Below are 22250 nucleotides of genomic sequence, written 5' to 3' on the forward strand. Positions count from 1 at the left end.
GCGTTGATCGCGGCGACCGTGCTGTCCGCGTCGGCATTGTTGCCGGCGTAGTTCACCACGACGGCGTACCCGTCGGTGGCCAGCCGGGTTAGCGACGGTTTTCGCGCCGGAAACCGTCGCTAACTTCATGATCAACATGGGTGGCGGGTGGGCGCAGTAGGCTGCCGGGTTGTGGGTGCAGGCAAGGTCGCGGGGCCGGCCGTGAGTGTGGTGGGGCAGTTTTTCGGCGGGGTCGGGTTGCTGGTGCGGGGGCTCGGGACGTACGCGCGTACGCCTCGGCTGGTGTTGCTCGGCATCCTGCCGGCGCTGATCACCGGGGGGCTTTTCCTGGCCGGGTACGCCACACTGATCTACTTCGTGGACGACCTCGCCGCACTGGTCACCCCGTTCGCCGACGGCTGGGCGGGCTGGGCGCGGGACCTGATCCGGGTGCTCGCCGGCTTCGCGTTCCTGGCCCTGGGGGCGGTGCTCGGCGTACTGACCTTCACCGCGGTCACCCTGGTCGTCGGTGACCCGTTCTACGAGGAGATCTCCGCGCGGGTCGAGGCCCGCTACGGCGGAGTGCCGGGTGAGATCGAGGTTTCCTGGTGGCGCTCGCTGCGCCGGAGCATGTCCGACTCGCTGCGGCTGGTGACGCGTTCCGTGCTGCTCGGCGTACCGCTGTTCTTCGCGGGCTTCATCCCGGTGGTCGGGCAGTTCGTCGTACCGGTGGTCGCCGCGGCCGTCGGCGGCTGGTTTCTCGCCCTGGAGCTGGTCGGTGCCCCGTTCTACCGGCGCGGCCTGCGGCTGCCCGACCGTCGACGGATGCTGGGCGCGCAACGGCCGGTGTCGCTCGGCTTCGGGGTCGCCGTCTTCTGCTGCTTCCTGATCCCGCTCGGCGCCATCCTGGTCATGCCGGCGGCGGTGGCCGGTGCCGCCCTGCTCGCCCGCCGCTCGCTCGGCGAGCCCATCGACGAGCCGGGTCGGTGGACCGAACACCCGACGCCGAACGTGGAGGCATAGTGGAACTCGCTCTGGTGCAGGGCGACATCACCACGGTACGGGTCGACGCCATCGTCAACGCCGCCAATTCGTCCCTGCTCGGTGGTGGCGGGGTCGACGGTGCGATCCACCGGCGCGGCGGCCCGGCGATGCTGGCGGAGTGTCGAGCCCTGCGCGCATCCCGGTACGGCCGTGGGCTGCCAACCGGGCAGGCGGTCGCCACCACGGCCGGAAACCTGCCAGCACGCTGGGTGGTGCACACCGTCGGTCCGGTCTGGTCGGCTGCCGAGGACCGGTCCGAGCTGCTGCGCGACTGCTACGTCAACAGCCTGCGGGTCGCCGACGAACTCGGTGCCGGTTCGGTCGCCTTTCCGCTGATTTCGTCCGGGGTCTACCGCTGGCCGGTGGAGGACGCCGTCCGGCAGGCGCTGACCGTGCTGGGTACGGCCCAGCCGACGAACCTCACCGAGTCCCGGCTGGTGCTCTTCGACGCCACCACCCTGGCCACTGCGGAACGCGTACGCAACGCCGGTTGATGCTGTGCCGTACCGGGGTGGTCGGTCAGGCGGAGTCGCGCAGGACGAGCTCGGTCGGCAGGACCACCGCCGGTTCGACCTCCTCGCCGGCCGCGATCCGCAACAACTGCCGGGTCATCTCCCGCCCGATCTGCAGGATGGGCTGGCGGACCGTGGTCAGCGGCGGGTCGGTGTAGCGGGCCGACTCGATGTCGTCGAAGCCGATCACGGCCACGTCGTCGGGCACCCGGCGACCGGCCTCGCGCAGCGTACGCAGTGCGCCGTGCGCCATCAGGTCGGAGGCGACGAAGACCGCGTCCAGGGTGGGGTCGTCGTCGAGCAGCTGCCGCATGGCCAGTGCCCCGGACTCGCGGGTGAAGTCGCCGACCGCCACGATCGAGCGGCGGCGGGAATCCTGCAGCTCGGTCCGGTAGCCGGCCAGCCGTTCGATGCCGGCGACCATGTCCTGCGGGCCGGCGATGGTGGCGATCCGGCGCCGGCCCGAGTCGAGCAGGTGACGTACGGCCCGGGCCACCCCGCCGATGTGGTCGACGTCGACGTACGGCACCGGCACGGTGGCCCGTCCCAGCGGCCGGCCACCGCAGACGACCGGGATGCCCATCCGGGCCAGCGCGCTGGGCAGCGGGTCGGCACCGTGCAGCGAGGCGAAGAGCACCCCGTCGACGTGCCGACCCATCGCGTAGCTCTCCACCCGGTCGTGGCTGGCGGTCGAGCCGGCGAGCATCAGCACCAGTTGCTTGTCCGCCGCCTCCAACTCCTGGCTCACGCCGCGGATGATGCCGGGAAAGAAGTGGTCGTCGGAGAAGACCCGGGTGGCCGCCTCGGGCAGGATCAGCGCGATCGAGTCGGTCCGCTGGGTGACCAGGCTGCGGGCGGCCAGGTTGGGGACGTACCCCAGTTCCTGGACCGCCCGACGGACCGCTTCCCGGATCGGCTCGGCGACGGTGGTGGAGCCGTTGACCACCCGCGACACGGTCGCCCGGGAGACACCGGCGCGCCGCGCCACCGCCTCCAACGTCGGTCGCTCCCGTGCCATGGTCATGCCCCCGCCTCGCTTCCCTTTCCTCGCCCTGCTGACCGGCTTACAGGCCGTTGCGCCGGATGACCTCCTGGTACCACCGTGCGCTGTCCTTGAGCACCCGCCGCTGGGTCAGGTAGTCGACGTGGACGATCCCGAACCGCTTACGGTAGCCCTCGGCCCATTCGAAATTGTCCAGCAATGACCATACGAGATACCCACGAAGGTCGACGCCCTTCGAAATGGCCTCGTGTGCGGCACGAAGGTGCCCGTCGAGGTAGTCCACCCGGTCGGCGTCCGGCACCCGGCCGTCGGCGTCCGGGTCGTCGCGGTTGAACTTGTCCGGGAACGCGGCGCCGTTCTCGGTGATGATCATCGGGACGCCCGGGTAGTCCTCGGAGATGCGTACCAGCAGGGTGGTGAGGCCGCGGGGCTCGATCATCCAGCCCATGTCGGTGAGCGGGCCGACCGGGGCGACGAACTCGATCCCCTCGGTGCCCGGGTAGGCGCCGCCGCCACCGATCGCGCCGTCGCGGGCGGTGACGTAGGTCGGCTGGTAGTAGTTGATGCCGAGCAGGTCGATCGGGACGTTGATGATCTTCTCGTCGCCGTCGCGCAGGTGGCTCAGGTCGGTGAACCGGGCCACGTGCTCCAGCACGTCAGCCGGGTACTCGCCGCGCAGCATCGGGTCGAGGAAGATCCGGTTGGCCAGGCCGTCGACCAGCCGTACCGCCGCCTGGTCCGCCGTGCTGGCGGGATCCACTGGCAGCGCGGTGGTCGGGTTGAGGGTGATTCCCAGGGTCTGCGCGCCGGCCGCGCGCAGCGCCCGACCGCCGAGGCCGTGGGCCAGCAGCAGATGGTGTACGGCCTTGAAGGCGGCCGCCGGATCCTGACGCCCGGGGGCGTGCACGCCGTTGCCGTACCCGAGGTAGGCCGAGCACCACGGCTCGTTCAGCGTGGTCCAGGTGCGGACCCGGTCGCCGAGCCGGGCGTAGACGGCGGTGGCGTAGTCGGCGAAGTGCTCGGCGGTCGCCCGGTTGGTCCAGCCGCCGCGGTCCTCCAGCGTCTGCGGCAGGTCCCAGTGGTAGAGCGTGATGATCGGGTCGATGCCCCGCCCGACGAGTTCGTCCACCAGCCGGTCGTAGAAGTCCAGTCCGCGCGGGTTGACCGGGCCGGAGCCGTCCGGCTGGATCCGGGGCCAGGCGACCGAGAAGCGGTACGCGTGCAGCCCGAGGTCGGCCATCATCGCCACGTCCTGCGGGTACCGGTGGTAGTGGTCGCAGGCCACGTCACCGGTGTGGCCGGCGTACACCTTGCCCGGCGTACGGCTGAAGGTGTCCCAGATCGACGGGCCGCGCCCGTCGTCCTGGGCCGCGCCCTCGATCTGGTACGACGCCGTCGCCGCTCCCCAGACGAAGCCCTCGGGGAAGCGCACCGCCGCTTCCGCCGGTGCCGGGAGCACCGCTTGCTGCGTGTCAAGAGTGGTCATACCGTTACCGCACCTTTCCTGATGCCGCCGAGGATCCCGCGACGACGACGTGAACGACGAGTAGCGGCACCCGGGCGGTCGCGGCGCCCGACGCAGGTCCGCGTGCCATCCGAGCGGTGGCCGTTCGACGGGCGCGCGGGGAGACTTCTCTTCCGAGCGTGAACGCGGGTTACCCGAGTGTCAAGAGAGCGCTCTCACAAAGTTACACGGCGCCTCCACCTGATACCGCGGGCGTAGTCATGGGCACCGCCGATCGGCGCCCGGCCCAGTATCGCCGGCCGGGCGCCGCCCGTGGGGGACGGGAAAGATAAGGGTCGAAAAAACTCAGCCGGCCCGCAGACCCTGGAGCAGGGTCACGTCGCCGGAAACCTCGAGCACGTCGAAGTTGATCCGGCCCCAGAGCGCAAGCAGCAGGTCGCTGGCGTTCCCGGTGACGTGTGCGCGGGCGTGGTGGTCGTCGCTGTCCAGGATCGTGTCCGTGTCCAGCAGGGCCACGCCGGTGCCGCGCAGCCGCAGGTACCAGTCCTGACCCGCGTCGACCGCCACCAGTTGGACCACGCCGTACCGGGGTTCGGGGGAGCGCCGCCGTCCCGCCGGCAACCAGGTGTCCAGCACCTCGCTCACCCCGTCGGCGGCCAGCTTCGCCTCGATCGGCTCGGCCGAGGCGATCGCCAACTGGGCGTCCCAGCGGTGCACCGTGGTCTCGTGCGCCATCCGGCGCGGCCAGAACCCGACCTTCTTCGGCTGCGGCGCCCAGTTCCAGGCCGGCGTCTCCGGGTCGAGCGCGTCGAACGCGGTGAGCAGCTGGTCGTACTCGTGCTGCCACCATTCCAGCCCGGCGGTGCCGGAGGGCAGGCCGTCCTCGACCGGCGGCTGGCTCGGGGCCTCCACGCCACCACCGGTCACCACACCCCGGACCCAGCGGTAGCGGGAGCCGAGGTGGTGCACCAGATCGGTCGTGGTCCACTCCGGACAGGACGGCACCGGGGCATCCGGCGGCGCCTCGGCCACGGCCGCGCGGAATGCCGGCCCGTCCGCGCGCAGCGCACCGAGCCAGAAATCCTTCGTGCCGTGCAGTCTGCTCATCACGATCCTCCCGCGCTACCGGGCCACCAAGAGGGTCGCCTGGCTCGCCTCCAGCCTAGGGTGAACAACGCGCCAGACGTTAACGCGCATTCGACCAACACCCGATTCCGGCGCGCCAATCGGTCCCGCTAGAACAATCGGATTAAATCGTACAAGGTTTATGACGGACGGAGGCGTTCGGGCAGACGCCACCGCAAGCTGCCAGGTCAGGAGGCGCAGCGGCGGTCAGGGTGCGACGGCGGACCAGGCGACGGTGATCTCGCCGAGCCGCCAGCGGGCCGGTCGGTCGAGCACCGGCCAGCCGGCGTCCCGAACCGAGGCGACCGTACGCAACCAGCGCTGCCGGGGACCGAAGGTCGCGTACGCGGCCGCGTCACGCCACCCGTCGTCCAGCGCCCGGACCAGGGCGTGCACCCCCGTACCCGGGACGTTGTGGTGGATCAGCGCCTTCGGCAGCCGCTCGGCCAGCGCCGCCGGACTCTCCAGAGTGGCGAGCCTCGGCGCCAGGGTCAGCGACCGTGGCTGCCCGCTGGCGTCAACCAGCACCCAGGTCGCCAGCCGCCCCAACTCGTCACAGGTGCCCTCGACGACCAGCCCGTCCGGGGCGAGCCCGGCGGCCATCGTCCGCCACGACGGGCCGACCGCCGATTCGTCGTACTGGCGGAGCACGTTGAAGACCCGGACCAGCACCGGGCGCAGACCGGCCAGCTCGAAACCACCACGGGCGAAGGTGAGCCACGGTGGATCGGCCGCGGCGGCGGCAGCCGCCACCCGTACCGGATCGATCTCCAGCCCGACCACCCGCACGTCCGGCCGGACCGCGGCGGCCAGCCGGGCCCGCAGTTCCACCGCGGTGACCGGGGTGGCGCCGTAGCCGAGGTCGACCACCAGCGGGTCCGCCGCGTCGCGCAGCGGACCGGCGCAGCAGGCCGCGATCCAGTTGTCCACCCGGCGCAACCGGTTGGGATTGGTCGTGCCCCGGGTCACCACCCCCAGCGGCCGGCGCGGCGGCGGCATCAGGTCACCCGGTGCACCTTGTGCTGGGCCGCCTGGGCCACCGGGCGGACCACCAGCCGGTCCACGTTGACATGCTGCGGGCGGGTGGCGCACCAGGCGATGCAGTCCGCGATGTCGTCGGCGACCAGCGGCTCCGCCACCCCGGCGTAGACCGCCGCCGCCCGCTGCGCGTCGCCGCCGAAGCGGTGCAGCGCGAACTCGTCCGTACGGACCATGCCCGGGTCGATCTCGATCACCCGGATCGGCCGGCCGACCAGTTCCAGCCGCAGGGTACGGGTGAGCGCGGTCTGCGCGTGCTTGGCCGCGGTGTAACCGCCGCCGCCCTCGTACACGTCGAGCCCGGCCGTCGAGCTGACCACAATCACGGTCCCCGCGCCGGAAGCCTCCAGTACGGGCAGCACCGCGCGGGTCACCCGCAGCGTGCCGAGTACGTTCACGTCGTACATCCACTGCCAGTCGGCGACCGAGGCGGACTCCACCGGATCGAGGCCGATCGCCCCACCGGCGTTGTTCACCAGCAGCGTCACCGGGCCCGGCAGCCCGGCCGCGGTACGCGCCAAATCCGCCACCGAGTCGTCCGAGGTCACGTCACAGACCGCGGCGGTGGCCGTACCGCCGTTCTTCTCGATCTCCTCGACCAGTTCGGTCAGCCGGTCGGAGCGGCGGGCGGCGGCCAGGACGTGAAAGCCCTCGGTGGCCAGCCGCCGAGCGGTGGCCGCGCCGATCCCGCTGGAGGCGCCGGTGACGATCGCGACAGGAGTCATCCGAGCATTGTTTCCCATCGACCGGGCCCTTCCAGCGCAGGGCGGCGGATGAGGTCGGTCACCCGTGCGGGTACCGGGATGAATGGTTCTGGCGTGATCGGGAAGATGACGTTCGACGTAACGGTTGATGTCTTGGGCGCCCGGATCATGCCGGACTGCGTGTCACCTTGACCGAAGGAGTGGTTGTGGCGGAATCGCATACGGGCGTCGGGCGGCAGCGGGGCGCCCGGCCATGGCCGACACCGGCCCGGATCGCCACGATCTCCGTACACACGTCGCCTCTGCACCAGCCGGGCACGGGCGACGCCGGTGGGATGAACGTGTACATCGTCGAGGTGGCCCGGCGGCTGGCCGATGCCGGCGTCGAGGTCGAGATCTTCACCCGCGCCACCGAGAGCGGCCTGCCGCCGGTGGTCGAGATGGCGCCGGGCGTGCTGGTCCGGCACGTCACCGCGGGGCCCTTCGAGGGCCTCGCCAAGGAGGAACTGCCCGGGCAGCTCTGCGCCTTCACCAACGGCGTGCTGCGTGCCGAGGCGGCCCACCCGCCGGGCTTCTACGACCTGATCCACTCGCACTACTGGCTCTCCGGGCACGTCGGCTGGCTGGCCAAGGAACGCTGGGGCGTACCGCTGGTGCACACCGCGCACACCCTGGCCAAGGTGAAGAACTCGCGGCTCGCCGAGGGCGACCGGCCGGAGCCGAAGTACCGGGTGATCGGCGAGGAACAGCTGGTGGCCGAGGCCGACCGGATGGTGGCGAACACCGCCGTCGAGGCCCGTGACCTGATCGCCCGCTACGCGGCCGACCCCACCCGGGTCGCGGTGGTCGAGCCCGGCGTCGACCTGGACCGCTTCCGCCCGGCACCGACCGGGTCGGGCGCCGACGGCCGGATCGCCGCCCGCCGCCGCCTCGGGCTGCCCGAGTACGGGTACGTGGTCGCGTTCGTCGGTCGGATCCAGCCGTTGAAGGCACCCGACGTGCTGCTGCACGCGGTTGCCGCGCTGCGCGAGCGGGATCCGCACATCGCCGACCAGTTGACCGTCGTGATCGCGGGCGGCCCGAGCGGGAGCGGGCTGGACCGGCCCACCGCCCTGATCGAGCTGGCCGCCTCCCTCGGCATCACCGAGTCGGTGGTGTTCCGGCCGCCCTGCACCGGCGAGGACCTGCCGGACCTGTACCGGGCGGCCGACCTGGTGGCGGTGCCGTCGTACACCGAGTCGTTCGGGCTGGTGGCCCTGGAGGCGCAGGCGTGCGGTACGCCGGTTGTCGCCGCCGCGGTGGGCGGCCTGGTCACCGCCGTACGCGACGGGGCGAGCGGGATCCTGGTCGACGGGCACGACCCGGTCGACTGGGCCCGTACGCTCAGCGGCCTGCTCGCCGCGCCCGGCCGGCGGGCGGCGCTCTCCGCGGGCGCGGTCCGGCACGCCCAGGACTTCTCCTGGGCGAGGACCGCCTCCGGGCTGCTCGCGGTCTACCGTGGTGCGGTGGCGGAGCACCGGGACAGGCTGGCGTCGGAGTTGGGCGGGACCGGGGTCGAGACGTCCGTGGTGCTGCCGGCGGGGGTCCGGTGAGCCGGACGAACGGGCGGAGCGACCGATGACCGGGCGGGACGAGCGAGCGCGGATCGGTGCGCTGATCGAGTCGGCCTGCGCCGAGCGGGAACTGCCCTGTGAACCGACGGGTGAGTTCGCGTACGCGGTCACGCTGCCCGGCACCCACAAGCTCAAGACGATCTGCAACCTGATCGTCGGCGAGCACGCGCTGCGGGTGGAGGCGTTCGTGATGCGCCAGCCGGACGAGCGGCGCGAGGAACTGTGGGCCTGGTTGCTGCGGCGCAACGCCCGGATGTACGGGGTGGCGTTCTCCATCGACGCGGTCGGCGACGTCTATCTGACCGGCCGGGTGGGTCTGGGTGGGGTCGACGAGGAGGAACTGGACCGGCTGCTCGGTTCGGTGCTCAGTTACGCCGACGATTCCTTCGACACCATGTTGGAGATCGGTTTCGGTACCGCGATCCGCCGGGAATGGGATTGGCGGCTCAAGCGGGGCGAATCAGTGGCGAACCTGGCGGCGTTTTCCCATCTCTTCGAGCCGTCGAAATCCGCCGAGCCGGATTTGGACCGCCCCTGACGGGTATGGCAGCGGTGGCGCACGGACGATCGGGTACGCGCGCCCCATGCCGATGACAGACTGTCCAGGGAGCGTGAGAATCTCATGGCTCAAGCTCAACGAAGCAGTTCGAGTCGCGGCGGCAACGCGACCGCGACCAGGAACCGGACGATCAGCGCCGGAAGCAGCAGTCCGAGCGATATCGCTCAGATGACCGCCGAACAGATCCGTGGCCAGCTCCGCAAGCGTGGCGTCACCGGCATCTCGGCGTTGCGCAAGGGCGACCTGGTGCAGGCCCTGGCGAGGGCGCTGCGCAACGAGGGGCGTCGCGGCGGCGGTTCGGCGCGGACGAGCACCCGTCCGGCGAAGCGGACCACGACGGCGGCGCGTAAGACCAGCCCGGCGCGCAAGAGCACCGCGTCGGCCCGTACGGCCACCTCGTCGGTGCGCAAGAGCACCTCGACGGTGGCGCGCAAGGCCACCTCGGCCGCGCGCAAGGCCACCTCGCCGTCGCGGAGCAGGACCACGTCGGGCGGGGTGAGCGCGTCGGCTCGCCAGCGCCGCTCGTCCCCGTCGAAGGCGTCACCGAGTACGGCGGCCCGTACCGCCGAGCGGGCGAAGGCCGCGGCGGCGAGCGGGATCCGGATCGGCCGGACCATGTCCCGTTCACTGAAGTACGCCCAGCCGATCTCCTCTCCGGACCAGAAGCCCGAACGGCCGGGGCGGAGTCTCGTCACCACCAGTCACGAGGTGATCCGGCGGTGGGCGCAGGCCCGCAAGGCGAAGCCGGCGACGATCGAAGGCACCGAGCGGGACGGTCGGGCCGGCGTACTGACGTTCAACTTTCCGGGGTGGCGCGAAGGCGGCCGGCTGAAGCAGATCACCTGGGATCAGTGGTTCAAGACGTTCGACCTGCGTCGCCTGAATTTCATCTACCAGGAGAGGCGTTCGGACGGTAAGCAAAGTAACTTCTTCAAGCCGGAATCACCGGACCGTGAGGATGGCTGAACATGATGGAGTTGGTTCGTGGGCGGCACCGCCGAATGCGGGGTGCCGTGTGACCGGCGAAACAGTTACTGAGCTTGTGCCGGTTACGGACCGCGAACTACCGTGAGCGCGGGCGCCACGCTCGGAACGGTTCGGGGGAACCGCGAATCGATCAGATTCGAGCACGAGTGGGCGGCGCCCGGGGGACGGGTGGCACTAAGCCGTTGGGGGACGGCGCCACCTGAGACCGGCGGTGTGAGCGGGCGACGCTTACGGGGGTGAGTGTCGCCCGCCGCCGCCGGGCCGCACAACGAAGCCGGCGCGTGAGAAGTCGTTCCGCGCCGGCTTCGGCGTACCCTGCCCTGCCTTGCTGTTCCGCGACAGCTCGGTGCTATTCCGCGCCGGCTTCGGCGGTGTGCAGTAGCGGCGCGGTCGGCGTCGCGGAGCGGATCGCCGCGACCCTCCGCTCCCGGGCCGGACCGGCCAGCAGGTGCCCGAGTGCGGCGGCCAGCCCGAGACCACCGGCGATGACCCAGTGCCAGTCGCCGAGGTACTGCAGGCTGACCCCGCCCACCGCCGGCGCGACGAATGCCGCCGCGGGGAAGGTCAGGTAGAAGACCGACTGGTAGCGGGCCCGCAGCACGGCCGGAGCCAGTTCCGCGTTGATCTCCGCGTTCGGTGGCGCGGCCAGCATCGAGCCGACCGTCCAGATCACCGCCGCGGTCAGGTAGATCGGCAACTGGTCGGCGAAGGCCAGCGCGCCGAAGCCGACGGCGAGCAGGACGGTGGAGACGGCCAGCACCAGGTGCTTGCGGTACCCGTCGATCAGCCGGGGCACGAACAGTTGCCCGATCACGATCAGCGCGCCACCGACCGCGACGACCACCCCGTACGACGCCGGGCTCAGGCCGTCGGACCGCATCGCCAGCGGCATGATGGTCGAGGTCTGGGTGGTGAGCACGGCCAGCACGAAGGTCAACCCCACGAATACCATGAACGTACGGTCGGTCAGTGCGGTGACCAGCCCGCCCTGCTGCCGCGGCGGCACCGTGGCGGCTCGTGTCGCCGGCTCGGTGGGACGCCGTTGCGCGTGTCGGCGCAGCGTCTCCGGCACCTTCCACGCGATCAGCCCGGTGGTGATCAGCGTGGCGGCCGCGTCCACCAGGAACAGAGCCAGGAAGCTCGTCTCGGCGAGCAGGCCGGCGAGGAACGACGCGGCGGCCATGCCCAGGTTGAAGGCCCAGAACTGGAGATTGAACGCCCGCGACCGGCGGTCGGAGGGCACCACGTCGATGATCGCCGCGACGAACGCCGGCCCGGGCATCGAGTGCACGACACCGATCAGCCCGGCGAGTACGGCGATCGCCGCCAGGTTGGTGGTGAACGCGAGTACGACCATGCCGAGCGCGGCGGCCAGGTGCGACCAGACCAGGGTGGCCCGTCGTCCCCACCTGTCGGCGAGCACCCCGCCGAGCAGTACGCCCACCGCCCCGCCCGCGCCGTACGCGCCGACGACCAGGCCGGCCAGCCCTTCGCTGGCTCCACGGCTGCCGGTCAGGTAGAGCGACAGGAAGAGCATCGCGAACGCGCCGACCCGGTTGATCAGCAGCCCGGTCCAGAGGTACCAGTAGGTGGCGGGGAGCCCGCCTGCGGTTTCGCGCAGCCAGCGCCGCACCCCGTACCTCTTTTCGAAGGTTTGTTTCCAGTTCTGTTCGATCCTAAAAACCCCGACACCCCGAACACCACGTGCGCAACGTCACCCCGGCTGCGACGAACCGGGCGGAGGTCAGGCGGCCTGGGAGGTGAGGACCGGAGCAGGTGTCTCGGGCTGGACGGTGGGACGGCGCAGTTCCGCCGCGCGGCGTTCGCGTACGGGGCCGGACAGCAGGTGGGCCACGGCCAGGGCGAGGCCGATCGCGGCGCAGCCGAGCCAGAGGGTCGAGTCGCCGAGGTGCTCGCGTACGAAGCCGCCGAGGATCGGGGCGCTGAACCCGGCCACCGACCAGGAGAGCGAGAAGACGCCCTGGTAGCGCCCCCGTTTGCCGGGCAGCGAGAGCTCGGCGATCAGGGTGGAGTTGGACGGCGAGTTGAGCATCTCGCCGAGGGTCCAGGTCAGCACGGTGAGCGCGTAGAACCAGGCGGCGTCGGCGAAGGCGGTCAGGCCGAAGCCCACGCCCATGATGACCGAGGCCAGGGCGAGTACGTGCGACCGGCTGCGACCCCGGATCAGCCGGGGGACGAAGAGCTGGCCGGCGACGATCAGGATCCCGTTCAGGGCGATCACGGTGCCGTAGGTCGACGGGGCCAGACCGTCCTCTCCCATCGCGATCGGCAGCATCGAGATGTGCTGGAGGAAGACCAGCGCGGTGAAGATGTTGATCAGCACGAAGCCGAGGAAGACCCGGTCACCCAGGACGCTGAGCAGGCCGTCGCTGGCGCGGCGCGTACCCGGGGTCGACGGGACGCGACCGACGGCGATCCGGCGCGGCTCGCGGACCTTGAGGAAGATGACCGCCGCGGTGGTCAGCGTGGTGGTCGCGTCGATCAGGAAGAGCAGTTCGTAACTGACCTGGGCGGCGAAGCCGGCCAGGATCGCGGCGCAGGCGAAGCCCAGGTTGATGGCCCAGTAGTTGAGCGAGAACGCCCGCAGCCGGTCCCGTTCCGGCACCACGTCGACCATCATCGCGGCGAACGCCGGCCGGGCCGCCTCGGCGAACATGCCGAGCAGCAGCGCGCCGGCCGCGATCACCCAGAGTCCACGGGCGAAGCCGAGGGCCACCATCATCGACGCGGCGCCGATGTGGGCGGTGAGCAGCGTGGGGCGCCGACCCCAGCGGTCGGCGAGGATGCCACCGCTGAGCGTGCCGACCGTGCCGCCGGCGCCGTAGAGGCCGATCACCAGGCCGGCCTCGACCGCGGAGAAGCCTCGCGCGGTGGTCAGGTAGATGGCCAGGAAGATCAGTACGAACGAGCCGAGCCGGTTGATCAACGTGCCGGTCCAGAGGTACCAGAACGTCGCGGGTAGTCCGCCGGTGGTGTTGTTGACCCAGCCTCGTACCGCCCGCACGTCGCCCCCCGGATGCGTAATGACCGGTGTTCGGTCAATGCCTTACAACCTAGTCGTCCTGATCACCCGGAGTCATGTTCATTTCCACGTGGTGGTCGTCACCGCCGGGGTGTTCGCACGTCACGAGCGGAGCTGCGGAAAGATGTGGGCATGACAGTTGGGACCCTCGTGCTGCTGCGGCACGGCGAGAGTGATTGGAACGCCAAGAACCTCTTCACCGGCTGGGTCGACGTGGACCTGACCGCGAAGGGTGAGGGCGAGGCGCGGCGCGGCGGCGAGCTGCTGCGCGAGCACGACCTGCTCCCCGACGTGGTGCACACCAGCGTGCTGCGCCGGGCGATCCGTACCTCCGAGTTGGCGCTCAACGCCGCCGACCGGCACTGGATCGCGGTACGCCGGTCGTGGCGGCTCAACGAGCGGCACTACGGCGCCCTGCAGGGCAAGGACAAGAAGCAGACCCTGGCGGAGTACGGCGAGGAGCAGTTCATGCTCTGGCGCCGGTCGTACGACACGCCCCCGCCGCCGATCGACGACAACGACGAGTGGTCACCGGCCGGCGACCCGCGTTACGCCCTGGTGCCGCCGGAGCTGATGCCCCGTACGGAGTGCCTGAAGGACGTGGTCGAGCGGATGCTGCCGTACTGGTACGACTCGATCGTGCCGGACATCCTCGCCGGTCGTACCGTCCTGGTGGCGGCGCACGGCAACTCGCTGCGGGCCCTGGTCAAGCACCTGGACCAGATCTCCGACGAGGCGATCGCCAAGCTGAACATCCCGACCGGCATCCCGCTGCGCTACGACCTCGACCCGCAGCTGCGTCCGGTCACCTCCGGCGGCACCTACCTCGACCCCGAGGCCGCGAAGGAGGCCGCCGCCGCGGTCGCCAACCAGGGCCGCTGACCCGAAGCCCACGAGTACGCAGAAGGGGCCTCTCCTCGCCGTCGCGGCGCGGGAGGGGCCCCTTCCTACATCTTGGCGCTGGGCACGCTACTCGCTGGCGGGTTCCTCGTCCGAGAACTCGCCGGACGCCAGCTCGTCGGAGAATTCTCCGGTCACCAGGTAGACGACCCGCTCGCCCGCGTTGACCGCGTGGTCGGCGTACCGCTCGTAGAAACGCCCGAGCAGTGCCCCGTCGATGCCGGTCTCCACCCCGTACGGCCAGTCGTCGCTGAGCAGCACCGCGAACAGGTCACGGTGCAGGTCGTCCATGGCGTCGTCGTCCCGCTCGAGTTCGGCGGCGAGGTTGGCGTCGGGCTTGGAGAGGACCTGGCCGATCTTGTGGGCGATCCGGTCGGCGACGGCGGCCATCTCGGTGAAGACGCCCCGCAGTTCGGCCGGTACGGCCGGCGACGGGTGCCGGCGCAGCGCCGTCTTGGCGACGTGGTCGGCGAGGTCGCCCATCCGCTCGAGATCGGCCGCGACGTGCAGTGCGGTGATCACCGCGCGTAGGTCGGAGGCGACCGGTGCCTGGCGGGCGAGCAGGTCGGCGACCCGCTCCTCCACCTGCCGGTAGATGCTGTCGATCTCGGCGTCGCGGGCGATGACGGCCTCGGCGGCCGCCCGGTCGGCGGTGAGCAGCGCCTTGGTGGCCTTGCTCATCGCCGCACGGACAGCCTCCGCCATGTCCACCAGTAGTTGGCTGACGATGTGCAGGTCGGTCCGGAACTCGTCGCGCATGATCACGTCCTGTGGTCGGTGGGCTCGCCGGGGGGCCACCGCCGCCGACGGACCCGCACGGGGTTGGGGCAGGTAACGAGCCCACCGTAGGGCGGCCGGACGGCACGTAGGTGAACGCAAGTGAACGACGCGAGGCCGGAGCGTGAACTTTGCCATGTCCGCGCCCGAAATGTCCTATTGTGTGGGGCCGCCCGGATAACAATGACCCTACGATCGCCGGGTGGAATGGGGGGTCGTAGCCGGCGTGGCCGGTGGACTGGTGATCGGGCTGATCATCGGTCCCTTGCTGGTGCGCGCCATCCGGCGGGCACCGGAGCACGGCGTGCGGCGACTCCCGGGCGGGGGCGACCTCACCCCAGCCGACGGGAGGCCGGCGATCGCGAAGCACCAGAAGGCCGAAGTCTCCGGACTCGGCCGCAAGAGCATCGACTCCCTGCGAGTCGGCGTTGTGGTCCTGGACACCGAGGACGTACCGGTCCTGATCAACCCCGCCGCGCGGGCCATGGGCCTGCTCCGCGCCGGAGTCAGTCCCGGCACGATCGCCGCGCACCCGATCATCCGTACGCTGGCCGGCCAGGTGCGCCGGACCGGGGTACGCCGTGAGGTCGAACTCGACCTGCCGCGCGGCCGCGACGGCGGGACGCACGATCCGCTCGGCGTGCACCTGCGCGCGATGGGGATCGGCAACGGCTTCGTCGCGGTCGAGGCCGCCGACGTGACCGAGTCGCACCGGGTGGCCCGGGTACGGCGAGACTTCGTGGCCAACGTCAGCCACGAACTGAAGACTCCGATCGGTGCGCTGCAGCTACTCGCCGAGGCGCTGCTCGACGCCACCGAGCCGCCCGCGGACAACGGGGGTGTCGAGCCGTCCGAGGACGTGGTGGCGGCCCGGCGCTTCGCCGAGCGGATCCAGCACGAGTCGACCCGACTCGGCCGGCTGGTGAACGAACTGCTCGAACTCACCCGGTTGCAGGGTGCGGAGCCACTGCCGGAGCCGGAGCCGGTCGCGCTGGACTGGGTGGTGGCCGAGGTGATCGACCGGACCCGGACCACCGCCTCCGCACGCAAGGTCGAGATCGTGGTCGAGGGCCAACGCGACCTGACCGTGTACGGCAGCGACAGCCAGGTCGCCACCGCCGTCGCCAACCTGGTGGAGAACGCGATCGCGTACTCCGGTGAGGAGACCAGGGTGACGGTGACCACTCGGGCGGACGACGACCACGTACAGATCTCGGTGGCCGACCAGGGCATCGGTATCGCGCCGAACGAGGTGGATCGGATCTTCGAGCGCTTCTACCGCGCCGACCAGGCCCGGTCCCGAGCCACCGGCGGCACCGGGCTCGGCCTGGCGATCGTCAAACACATCGCCACCAACCATGGCGGACGGGTCGAGGTGTCAAGCACGCTTGGTGGAGGCTCGACGTTCACCCTGCGGTTGCCCGCCAGCCCGCCGGACGCTGTCCTACCGCTACCCCCGTCAATTGAGATCGATACCGGTCCGGCCAAGTAACCCCAGGTCGGACAGAGGAAAGGAAAGTCCGTTGGCCCGCGTTCTCGTGGTCGAGGATGAGGAGTCGTTCTCCGACGCCCTCTCCTACATGCTGCGCAAAGAGGGTTTCGAGGTATCGGTCGCACCGACCGGTCTCTCGGCGCTCACCGAATTCGACCGCACTGGCGCGGACATCGTGCTGCTCGACCTGATGCTGCCCGAGATGTCCGGTACCGAGGTCTGCCGAGAGCTTCGCCAGCGTTCGCATGTGCCGATCATCATGGTCACCGCCCGGGACAGCGAGATCGACAAGGTGGTCGGCCTGGAGATCGGGGCCGACGACTACGTCACCAAGCCGTACTCGCCGCGTGAGCTGGTCGCCCGGATCCGGGCGGTGCTGCGGCGCAAGAGCAGCGAGACGGTCGACCTGGCCGCGCCGACCCTGGCCGCCGGCCCGGTACGGATGGACATCGAGCGGCACGTGGTGACGGTCGACGGTGGTGCCGTACAGCTTCCGCTCAAGGAGTTCGAGCTGCTCGAACTGCTGCTGCGCAACGCCGGCCGGGTGCTGACCCGTGGCCAGCTCATCGACCGCGTCTGGGGCGCCGACTACGTCGGTGACACCAAGACCCTCGACGTCCACGTCAAGCGCCTACGTTCCAAGGTCGAACCGGAACCCAGCACCCCCCGCTACATAGTCACCGTCCGCGGCCTCGGCTACAAATTCGAGCCCTAAACCCCACCCCCACCGCACCCCCACCCCACCCTCCCATCCCCCGCATCCCGCCCAAACCCGGGCGTTGATCATGAAGTTAGCGCGGAAATTCGGCCCTCGGGCTGCGCTAACTTCATGATCAACGAGCGTGTCAGGGTGGTCAGGGGGTGGTGGGGATGTTGGTTAGGCCGTTTTGGGCTGCGGTGACGGTGTTGCTGGTGTGGACGATGTTGAGGTTGTTGGGGCACTTCGAGGTCGAGGTGACGTTGATCGCCCAGCGGCCCACCCCGCCCAGGTCGGAGGTGTTGCTCCGCCAGATGTTGCCGCAGCCGTAACCGGTGAGCAGGTTGTGGGTCTCGTAGCCGTTCGCGAACGTGCCCGGTGAGCTGAACGAGCCGGTGTTCCGCTCGAAGAGATAACCGTTGCCCTTGACGTCGACCCAGGAGTCGCCGGAGTTCTGTCCGGTGATGCCCCGGCCGTCGAAGGTGTTGCCGCGTACCACGCCGCCCTCGGTCCCCTCCTTGATGTCGAGGTGCTCGGCGGTCACGTACGGGCCGATCCGGTTGTCCAGCACCTGCACCCGGTCCGAGCGGTCGATCCCGCCCGAGTTGCCGTGGCAGTCGAAGTTCGACTGCGCCGAGCCGAGGTAGACACCCTCGCCGTAGCCGGGTTGGACCAGGCCGGTGTACTCGACCTGCGAATTGCGCAGGATCCCGTCCGCCGACGAGCGCCGGAAGTGCACGCCCTCCTCGTCGGTGTGGTGCACGTACACCCCGTCGATGGTGACGTGGTGCGAGTTGTCGAGCATGATCCCCTTCTTCGACTCCGCCACCGTGAAACCGGTCAGGTTCCAGTACGGGGCGTTGAAGAGCCACACGCCGTACCCGGAATCCCAGCCGGCGGTCGGCGCGGGGCAGGACGGGCCGCTGCCCGACGGGCCGTCGTTGATCAGTACGGCGCTGCGCGGCCCGGTCAGGGTGATCCGGGCGGACGCCGTGCCGGCCCGCTGGGCGACGAAGGAGCCACGGTAGGTGCCAGCGGCCAGGCGGATGGTCTGGCCCGGCTGGGCTGTGGCCAGTGCCGACCTGAGTTCGGCCGCGGTGCTCACGTTCACCGTCGGCCCGCTGGGCGGGGGCGTGCTCGGCGGCGGTGGTGTGGTTGGCGGGGGTGTGGTTGGCGGTGCCGTCGTCGGCGGGGGCGGGGTGCTCGGCGGGGGAGTAGTGGTCGGGGGAGGTCCGCCGGTGCACGGGGCGCCGTTCAGGGTGCAGTTGGTGGGTGTGGCGAGTCCGCTGACGTTGAAGCCGAAGCTCTGCGTCGCGCCGGGGGCCACGGTCCCGTTCCAGCCGGCGTTGGCGAAGCGGTAACGCTGCCCGGACTGGCTGCGTACGGAGTCCCAGGAGGTGCTGACGGTGGAACCGGCGGCCAGGTCGAACTCGACCACCCAGCCGTTGGCGGCGGCGTCCCCGCCGTTGCGGATCGTGTACGCGGCGGCGTAGCCACTGCCCCAGGCCGAGGACTGGGTGAAGGCGGCGGTCAGTACCGGGCCGGCAGCGTGCGCGTTGGGCGTGAGGGCCAGGGTGGTGGCAATCGCGAGGGCGGCGGCGACGGATGCGCCGAGCACCGTACGGCCGACCGGGGTGAGTGTCACGGGCAGGGCCTTCCGTCGATCGATCGATGGGCGGAACCGCACCGGCACGGAATCACCGTGCTCGATCAGTTAGTAAACCTAACAGTTATCGACGGGGTCAAGAACGCAGGCGAACGGGGTCAGGAGCGCGGTCGAGAACGGGGTCAGGAGGGCGATCGAGAACGGGGTCAGGAGGGCGATCGACAGGAAGGGCCCCTTCCCGTCGCGGAGTGAGGAGAAGGGGCCCGTTGGGCGATGACCCGATCCTGAGCGGGTGCCCGGAAACCTGAGGCTATGCGGCCAGGCGGGGGCGGCGGGTGGGGCGGGCGAGGGTCAGGCCGAGCAGGGCCAGGGCGGCCAGCGCCATGACGGCGATGCCGTACTCCCGGGCGGTGGTCAGCACCCCGCCCGCGTGTACGACCAGGAAGCCGGCGATCACCGCGGGCAAGCCCATGGCCAGGTACGACACCACGTAGATCACGGAGAGCACCCCGGCGCGTTCGTGCGGGGTGGCCAGCGGGATCACGGTCCGGATCGCGCCCTGGAAACCGGCGCCGAAGCCGGCCCCGGCCACCACGGTCCCGACGAAGAAGAGGGCTTCCGAGGTGCCCGTGATGGCGAGCAGGGTGATGCCCACGCCCACGAACAGGCCGGCGGTGCCGACGAACATCAACGTACGGGGTGCGGCGGTGCGCAGCAGCAGGACCAGTACGCCGCCGCTCGCGGCCAGCGTGAACAGGGCGAGCCCGCCGAGTACGAACGAGTTGGAGCCGGCGACCAGGCGGACCACGCTCGGGCCGAGCGACCCGTAGAAACCGGCCAGGGACCAGGCCGCCACCAGGGCCGGTGCGGCCAGCAGCAGGGGGCGGCGGGCGATCGTGGGCAGGGCGAACTGGAGTCGCAGCGAGGCGAGTGCACCCGGTCGGGGGGACGACGACTCCCTCATCAGCAGCACGCCGACGCCCTGCACCACGAAGATGCCGAACAGCACCAGGTAGACCAGGTGGGCCGGGGCCGGCAGGTACTGGACCAGCAGTCCGGAGCCGAGTGCGCCGGTGGCCGTACCGAGCATGGGTCCGACCGCGTTGGTGATCGCGCCCTTGGCCTGGTTGAGGTCGAGCATTCCGGCGCCGATGGCACCGGCGGCGGCGCCGGTCGAGAGGCCCTGGAGGACCCGGGCGACCATCAGTTCCGGTACGCCGTCGGCGGCGGCGAACACCAGCATGGTCGCCGCCTGGACGGCGATGGCCGCGATCAGCACCGGTCGGCGCCCGACGTGGTCCGAGAGTGAGCCGACGGTCAGCAGCGCGACCAGTACGGCCAGCGCGTACACCCCGAAGACGAGGGTCACGGTGATCGGTGAAAAGCCCCATTCCGCCTGGTAGATGGCGTAGAGCGGGGTCGGGGCGCTGGAGCCGGCGAGGAACGCCACCACGATCGAGGCGAGCAGCCAGAAACCGACGGCGGGCGGCAGCCGGCGGGACCGCGGTGGCGTACGGGTGGCGGGTGGGGCGGCGAGCAGTGAGGTCATCGGGCTTCTCTCGAGGACGGGCGCGACTTCCTCGTGGACAGGCGCACGAACAGACAGGTTTGTCTAGCTCGATCAGGCTAGACAAACCTGTCTGTCAGTGGCAAACGAATGTCATGGACGCCACTCCCACCACCGCGCCCGTAGACGCGACCCTGGTCAGGGGGCGACGGTCGGGGTGGCCGGCTTGCGGCCGACGGTGACGCGCCGGGTGGGCGGCGGCTCCGGGGTGGCCGGGTGCGGGGCGACCAATCCCCGCTTCGCGCGCGCCTCGCACAGCTCGGCCAGCTTCGCGTACGCCTGCGCGCCGATCAGTGCGGTCAGCTCGGCCTCGTACGACAGGTACATCGCCTCCTGGCCGACGTGCGCCTCCGGCGACGAGGTGCACCACCAGTCGAGATCGTGGCCGCCCGCGCCCCAGCCGCGCCGGTCGAACTCGCTCAGCGTCGAGACCAGCACCTTGCTGCCGTCCGGGCGCTTGGTCCAGTCCTGGTCCCGCCGGACCGGGAGCTGCCAGCAGACATCGGGTTTGTACTCCAACGGGTGCACCCCGTCGCGCAGCGCCTGACCGTGCAGGGCGCAGCCGCCGCCACCGGGGAAGTCGGCGTCGTTGAGGAAGACGCACGGTCCCTCACCGGAGGACTGGGTCGCGGTACGCCGGGCCGGCGTCTTGCCGTCGACCGTGTCCATCTCGGTGTACTTCTTGAAGCCGCGCCGGTAGTGCTGCCAGGTCTGCGGGGTGAGTCGGCTGGCTGCCGCCTTGACTCGCTGCTCGTCATCGTCGTCGGTGAAGAACGCCCCGTGCGAGCAGCACCCGTCGGCGGCCCGGCCGGCGATGATGCCGTGACAGCCCTTGCCGAAGACACAGGTCCAGCGGGACAGCAACCAGGTCAGGTCGGCACGGACGAGATGGGCGGGATCCGCGGGGTCGAGGAACTCGATCCACTCCCGGGGGAAGTCGAGATCGACCTCCCGGCTACGGGGATCCGTCGGATCCTGGACCAGAATGCGAAGCTGCGTACGGCCTGCCACCTGGTCAGCGTACGCCCGGCGGCTCTACCAGGTCGGATAGCTGCCGTTTCGGGCGCGGTGAGCCGGGTGCGAGCGGAAGGGGACAGCGGGCGAGTCTAGGGTTTCGGCATGCGGCTCGGAGTACTCGACGTCGGTTCCAACACGGTCCACCTCCTCGTGGTCGACGCCCACCATGGCGCGCACCCGTGGCCCGCGCACTCGGAGAAGGCCGTACTGCGCCTGGCCGAGCAGATCGGCCGCAACGGCGAGCTGACCGGTAGCGGCGAGGATGCGCTGGTGGCGTCCGTCGCCGAGGCGAAAGCGTCGGCCGCCCGGCTGACCGTCGACGACCTGCTCGCCTTCGCCACCTCCGCGGTCCGCGACGCGAAGAACGCGGCGCACGTGCTGGGCCGGGTGCGGGCCGAGACCGGCGTACAGCTTGAGGTGCTGTCCGGGGCGGACGAGGCGCGTGCGACGTTCCTCGCGGTCCGTCGCTGGTTCGGCTGGTCCGCCGGTCGGCTCCTGGTGCTCGACATCGGTGGTGGTTCGCTGGAGGTCGCGGCCGGCATCGACGAGGACCCGGACATCGCGCTCTCGCTGCCGCTGGGCGCCGGGCGGCTGACCCGGGAACGGCTCAGGGTCGATCCGAGCACCACCGAGCCGCCGTCGGCCCTGGCCGTCGCGGAACTCGAGGAGTACGTCGATTCGATGCTCGACCCGGTGGTGGAGCGGATGACCCAGGTCGGCTGGGAACGGCCGGTGGCCACCTCGAAGACGTTCCGGATGCTGGCCCGGCTGGCCGGGGCGGCTCCCTCCAGTGCCGGCCTCTGGGCCCGGCGCAGCCTCTCCCAGCACGGGTTGCGGCAGGTCATCGGCTTCATCCGGCACATACCGCCGAGCAAACTCTCGGAACTCGAAGGGGTGAGCAGCAGCCGGGCGCACCAGCTGCTGGCGGGTGCGGTGGTGGCGGAGGCGGTGATGCGGCGGTTGGGCATCGAGTCGCTGGACATCTGCCCGTGGGCACTGCGCGAAGGGGTCATCCTGCGGCGGCTGGACCAACTCGAACCCGCCTGACCTGACCTGCGGATACGGGCGGTTTAGGGCATCTTGTCGGTGGCGCTTGTGGCGCCGAGAGCTACGCTGACAACC

Annotated in this window: 20 protein-coding genes; 9 read left to right on the forward strand and 11 right to left on the reverse strand. The window is 70.7% G+C overall.

Going from position 1 to position 22250, the window contains the following annotated elements:
• Window positions 1-171: 171 nt before the first annotated feature.
• Window positions 172-1002, forward strand: coding sequence for an EI24 domain-containing protein (locus AB0J90_RS32780; protein ID WP_363602652.1), 831 nt, complete (start codon window positions 172-174; stop codon window positions 1000-1002).
• Window positions 1002-1517, forward strand: coding sequence for an O-acetyl-ADP-ribose deacetylase (locus AB0J90_RS32785; RefSeq protein ID WP_363602654.1), 516 nt, complete (start codon window positions 1002-1004; stop codon window positions 1515-1517). The genes AB0J90_RS32780 and AB0J90_RS32785 overlap by 1 nt, the downstream gene beginning before the upstream one ends.
• 25 nt (window positions 1518-1542) lie before the next feature.
• On the opposite strand, the gene AB0J90_RS32790 is transcribed toward AB0J90_RS32785, so the two are convergent.
• From AB0J90_RS32790 to AB0J90_RS32810, 5 genes are all read right to left on the reverse strand, one after another.
• Entirely contained in the window at window positions 1543-2559 is a 1017-nt protein-coding gene (locus tag AB0J90_RS32790; protein WP_363602656.1) for a LacI family DNA-binding transcriptional regulator, read from the reverse strand.
• Between the two features lie 40 nt (window positions 2560-2599).
• Complete coding sequence (locus AB0J90_RS32795) at window positions 2600-4024, reverse strand: GH1 family beta-glucosidase (RefSeq protein WP_363602658.1); 1425 nt, start codon at window positions 4022-4024, stop codon at window positions 2600-2602.
• Between the two features lie 324 nt (window positions 4025-4348).
• On the reverse strand, window positions 4349-5110 hold the full coding sequence (locus AB0J90_RS32800) for a maleylpyruvate isomerase family mycothiol-dependent enzyme (protein ID WP_363602660.1): 762 nt from the start codon (window positions 5108-5110) through the stop codon (window positions 4349-4351).
• Window positions 5111-5335: 225 nt separating this feature from the next.
• On the reverse strand, window positions 5336-6127 hold the full coding sequence (locus tag AB0J90_RS32805; protein ID WP_363602662.1) for a class I SAM-dependent methyltransferase: 792 nt from the start codon (window positions 6125-6127) through the stop codon (window positions 5336-5338).
• On the reverse strand, window positions 6127-6891 hold the full coding sequence (locus AB0J90_RS32810) for an SDR family oxidoreductase (protein WP_363602664.1): 765 nt from the start codon (window positions 6889-6891) through the stop codon (window positions 6127-6129). Before AB0J90_RS32810 ends, AB0J90_RS32805 begins: the two co-directional genes overlap by 1 nt.
• A 185-nt stretch (window positions 6892-7076) precedes the next feature.
• On the opposite strand from AB0J90_RS32810, the gene mshA reads away from it, so the two are divergent.
• The 3 genes from mshA to AB0J90_RS32825 all read left to right on the forward strand — a co-directional run bounded on the left by mshA (window position 7077) and on the right by AB0J90_RS32825 (window position 10008).
• Entirely contained in the window at window positions 7077-8462 is a 1386-nt protein-coding gene (mshA, locus tag AB0J90_RS32815) for a D-inositol-3-phosphate glycosyltransferase (RefSeq protein ID WP_363602666.1), read from the forward strand.
• 25 nt (window positions 8463-8487) lie between these two features.
• Complete coding sequence (locus tag AB0J90_RS32820; protein WP_363602668.1) at window positions 8488-9021, forward strand: YbjN domain-containing protein; 534 nt, start codon at window positions 8488-8490, stop codon at window positions 9019-9021.
• A gap of 84 nt (window positions 9022-9105) precedes the next feature.
• Complete coding sequence (locus AB0J90_RS32825; RefSeq protein ID WP_363602670.1) at window positions 9106-10008, forward strand: hypothetical protein; 903 nt, start codon at window positions 9106-9108, stop codon at window positions 10006-10008.
• Window positions 10009-10378: 370 nt separating this feature from the next.
• On the opposite strand, the gene AB0J90_RS32830 is transcribed toward AB0J90_RS32825, so the two are convergent.
• Together AB0J90_RS32830 and AB0J90_RS32835 are read right to left on the reverse strand one after the other, a co-directional pair.
• The gene (locus tag AB0J90_RS32830; RefSeq protein ID WP_363602672.1) at window positions 10379-11662 is read right to left on the reverse strand and encodes an MFS transporter; all 1284 of its coding nucleotides are present in this window, start codon (window positions 11660-11662) and stop codon (window positions 10379-10381) included.
• A gap of 111 nt (window positions 11663-11773) precedes the next feature.
• Window positions 11774-13054, reverse strand: a complete 1281-nt coding sequence (locus AB0J90_RS32835; protein ID WP_363602674.1) for an MFS transporter — start codon at window positions 13052-13054, stop codon at window positions 11774-11776.
• Between the two features lie 150 nt (window positions 13055-13204).
• On the opposite strand from AB0J90_RS32835, the gene AB0J90_RS32840 reads away from it, so the two are divergent.
• On the forward strand, window positions 13205-13954 hold the full coding sequence (locus AB0J90_RS32840; protein ID WP_363602676.1) for a phosphoglyceromutase: 750 nt from the start codon (window positions 13205-13207) through the stop codon (window positions 13952-13954).
• An 87-nt stretch (window positions 13955-14041) separates the two neighbouring features.
• Here AB0J90_RS32840 and phoU read toward each other — a convergent pair whose 3' ends face one another.
• On the reverse strand, window positions 14042-14731 hold the full coding sequence (gene phoU / locus AB0J90_RS32845) for a phosphate signaling complex protein PhoU (RefSeq protein WP_363602678.1): 690 nt from the start codon (window positions 14729-14731) through the stop codon (window positions 14042-14044).
• 220 nt (window positions 14732-14951) lie between these two features.
• Between phoU and AB0J90_RS32850 the strand changes: the two genes are divergently transcribed.
• On the forward strand, window positions 14952-16241 hold the full coding sequence (locus AB0J90_RS32850; protein ID WP_363602680.1) for an ATP-binding protein: 1290 nt from the start codon (window positions 14952-14954) through the stop codon (window positions 16239-16241).
• Window positions 16242-16272: 31 nt separating this feature from the next.
• Window positions 16273-16956, forward strand: a complete 684-nt coding sequence (locus AB0J90_RS32855; RefSeq protein ID WP_326562369.1) for a response regulator transcription factor — start codon at window positions 16273-16275, stop codon at window positions 16954-16956.
• 139 nt (window positions 16957-17095) lie between these two features.
• On the opposite strand, the gene AB0J90_RS32860 is transcribed toward AB0J90_RS32855, so the two are convergent.
• From AB0J90_RS32860 to AB0J90_RS32870, 3 genes are all read right to left on the reverse strand, one after another.
• Window positions 17096-18583 carry a cellulose binding domain-containing protein gene (locus tag AB0J90_RS32860; RefSeq protein WP_363602682.1) on the reverse strand — a complete coding sequence of 496 codons (1488 nt, stop codon included), beginning with the start codon at window positions 18581-18583 and terminating at the stop codon, window positions 17096-17098.
• 271 nt (window positions 18584-18854) lie between these two features.
• Window positions 18855-20093: an MFS transporter gene (locus AB0J90_RS32865; RefSeq protein ID WP_363602684.1), complete on the reverse strand. Its 1239-nt coding sequence runs from the start codon at window positions 20091-20093 to the stop codon at window positions 18855-18857.
• Between the two features lie 156 nt (window positions 20094-20249).
• A complete protein-coding gene (locus tag AB0J90_RS32870) occupies window positions 20250-21122 on the reverse strand; it encodes a hypothetical protein (RefSeq protein WP_363602686.1) in 873 nt (290 codons plus the stop codon).
• A gap of 108 nt (window positions 21123-21230) precedes the next feature.
• Between AB0J90_RS32870 and AB0J90_RS32875 the strand changes: the two genes are divergently transcribed.
• Window positions 21231-22175 carry a Ppx/GppA phosphatase family protein gene (locus tag AB0J90_RS32875; RefSeq protein ID WP_326562372.1) on the forward strand — a complete coding sequence of 315 codons (945 nt, stop codon included), beginning with the start codon at window positions 21231-21233 and terminating at the stop codon, window positions 22173-22175.
• The last annotated feature ends 75 nt before the right edge of the window (window positions 22176-22250 follow it).

The sequence above is a fragment of the Micromonospora sp. NPDC049523 genome (assembly GCF_040676775.1).
GTDB lineage: Bacteria > Actinomycetota > Actinomycetes > Mycobacteriales > Micromonosporaceae > Micromonospora_G.